Genomic DNA, 2,814 nt, shown 5'->3' with positions numbered 1-2,814 from the left:
CTGACAATTTTTTGCATGGATATTTTGGCCTTGACTATGTATAAGTTACGTCGTCGGCTCCTTGCAGCAATTTTTATGCCATCAGTGAATGCGAGTGAGTATGATAAGTGTCCGCTGAGCGAGGCGACCGGTGAGGTTCTGATAATCGTATAGTCGGCCCCGACAAGATGACGGAAGAAATTTCGACGAATGGAACACGAACCTGTTTGAACGCATCTGAGGGTTGAATCGTCACCCCTGCCTACACCGCTGATTAGGCAGGACGCGAATTGTTGCCGATCATATGTGCGGCCCGGCAACGCGAATGCTGACTGGCCATGTAGGCCCAACAGCACGCCCAACGTCGGCAGACTATACGCACCTTTGAGATATTGCCGACGCCACTTGAAAAAGAGGTTGGAATTGACGTCGTTCTTGTGGGGCAATCAGCACCACGGACGCCCTTGGTTCAAAGGACGCGGTTGGAAAGCTCGGAGCTTAAACGCATCGTCAACTCGCGCGCCCGCTCAATCTCTCGTCCTTTTGATAGCAAATACCAATCGACTCCAGCAACTGTTGAGAAAGGTCTGCGCGCGTTGCTTACCTCGCAGGCCCAAGCCTATTCGGCGATTTCCTGGCGGATGATGAGGAAATCAGCTCAGTGCTGAACCGAATCTAAGCAACAATGCACCCATGCAATCAAAGCGTTCGTTGGTCACCTTACCTTATCCCGTTGAATTGCGTTGCAATATCTCCCAAATTGTCCGATGCGCGACAAACGTTGCACATTTGCAACAGGCAGTTCGGAATTGTGTTGTGTCTATATGACCGTCCGTCCGGCGCGAAAATTGCGTCAGTCATTTTCGGAAGTCAAACTCGCACGGAGGTGAGGATATGAGTCCCGAAGACGGACGATCTGACCAATGAGGCAGAACCTGAATCCCGCGGTGGCGAAGGTGCTCAAGCGCCTGCGTTATCCGCTTGACGTAATTCTTTTATGCCTGCGCTGGTACGTTGCCTATCCGCTGAGTCTGCGCCACCTCGAGCAGATGATGGGCGAGCGACAAATTTCGGTTGACCATTCGACCGTGCATCGCTGGGCACTCAAACTGTTGCCAGTTCTGGAGGACGAAACGTACATTCGCGTGAGGGTCGAGTGGAAATATTTGTATCGCGCGGACAAGGCTTGCAACACGGTCGATTTCCTTCTGCCATCCCATCGTGGCAAGGATGCGGCTAGGCGATACTTCGAAAAGGCGATGGTCCAGAACGGTCAACCGGAGACCGTGACAATCGAGAAGAGCGGATCAAACCCTGGCGGCACTACAAGCGCTCAATGCTGAACGTAAGACGCCGATCAAGGTCCGCCAGAACAAATACCTGAACAACGTTGTAGAGCAGGACTACCGTGCCATGAAGCGCCGCACTCGTCGTATGCTGGGATTCAAAGGTTTTCGCTGTGCACGCATCGTTACGGTTGCCATGGAAGTCATGTATTGGCAGATGAAATGCATTCGTGGCACTCAACCATCTGCCGTTGAGCAATTGTATCCGCTGGCGAAATAATCAATCCCCGTTATATCGCGCTTTGCTATGACCGTCGCCATTATCGCGAAAAAATCCTTCAACTGACGATGCTGCTAGCAACCTGAGCCAAGTGGCCGGAATAGTGACGGCGGTGCCGCAAGAACAGCCAATGAGTCGCCTAGGCGCGGCCACCGCGCGAAAATGCGCCGGCTGGCGCACTCGCCTGTGGTGCAACCCGGACGATCCATCTACAACTCAGCGACGAATTGCATACCATCATTTAAAACAGTGCCGCGGTTGTCACAACGGGGCAATTTTCAACAGCCACTAGGTCCTCGACGACCTCGCATCAAACTAGGAAGCAGTTCATGGATAGCAATGTACTACCGACGTTCCTACGCGCTAAACTAAAGCGGGGACTGCTCGAGGTCAAAGTCGACGCCGCCACCTTGCCCGCGGCTAACCTGTTCGGTTTTGCGGAGCGCCGGAATCCAAAGCGGGCATTCCTCTTTGTATCCAAAGTTCTGGGACGCTACATACCGGCGCGCCCATCGATCATGGCTGCCAGTTTCGAGAGCCTCGTCAGCGAGATCCCAGCGAACCTGCCCGGCCCAGTGCTGGTAATCGGCGTGGCCGAAACCGCAGTTGGCCTCGGTGCTGGCGTGCACCGTGCTTACAGTGCAACGCGTTCCGATAGCGTGTACCTCACCAGTACCCGTCATCCTTTGGGTACCGACCTCTTTGCTCGATTCGAGGAAGAGCACAGTCATGCCAGCACCCACTTAATCCACCTACCGGTCGATCCCGAGGTTCGTGATTTGATGCTTCAGGCCCGATCTTTAGTCCTGGTGGACGATGAGGCTTCTACCGGCAAGACCTTTCTCAACCTACACCGCGCACTAATCGAAGCCGGCCTCAAGAAGATCGAGCGTGTGGTCACGTGCGTCCTGACGGACTGGTCTGCTGGTGCTGTGAGTAAGGCCATCGGAGAGTCGACCACCGCCGTATCCTTGTTGAGCGGGTCGTATCAGTTCCACGAAGATCAGTCCGCGCCCCTGCCGGATATGCCAGGCGTCGGTGCCGTTTCTATAGGCGAATGGCCTCTCTCACCCCGCAATGACTGGGGGCGCTTGGGCGTTCGCCGCGTGGAGGACACGCTCGCACCGGACATTCAAATCCGGCGCGGCGAGAAGGTCGTCATAGTTGGTACCGGTGAGTTCGTCTGGCGTCCCTTCCTGCTGGCGGAGCGCGCGGAGCGAGCCGGGGCAGACGTCTACTTCAGCTCCACCACTAGATCCCCTATAGCCC

Annotated in this window: 1 protein-coding gene and 1 pseudogene; both read left to right on the top strand. The window is 55.2% G+C overall.

Going from position 1 to position 2,814, the window contains the following annotated elements:
• Nucleotides 1-902: 902 nt before the first annotated feature.
• Nucleotides 903-1,545, top strand: a pseudogene (locus tag BMI01S_RS36735) (IS6 family transposase).
• A 329-nt stretch (nucleotides 1,546-1,874) separates the two neighbouring features.
• The coding region (locus BMI01S_RS36730) for a phosphoribosyltransferase domain-containing protein (protein WP_042293133.1) at nucleotides 1,875-2,814 on the top strand (940 nt) is incomplete at its 3' end.

This window comes from Paraburkholderia mimosarum LMG 23256 = NBRC 106338, assembly GCF_000739815.1.
Classification (GTDB): Bacteria; Pseudomonadota; Gammaproteobacteria; order Burkholderiales; family Burkholderiaceae; genus Paraburkholderia; species Paraburkholderia mimosarum.
This window is presented reverse-complemented; position numbering and strand designations above follow the sequence as displayed.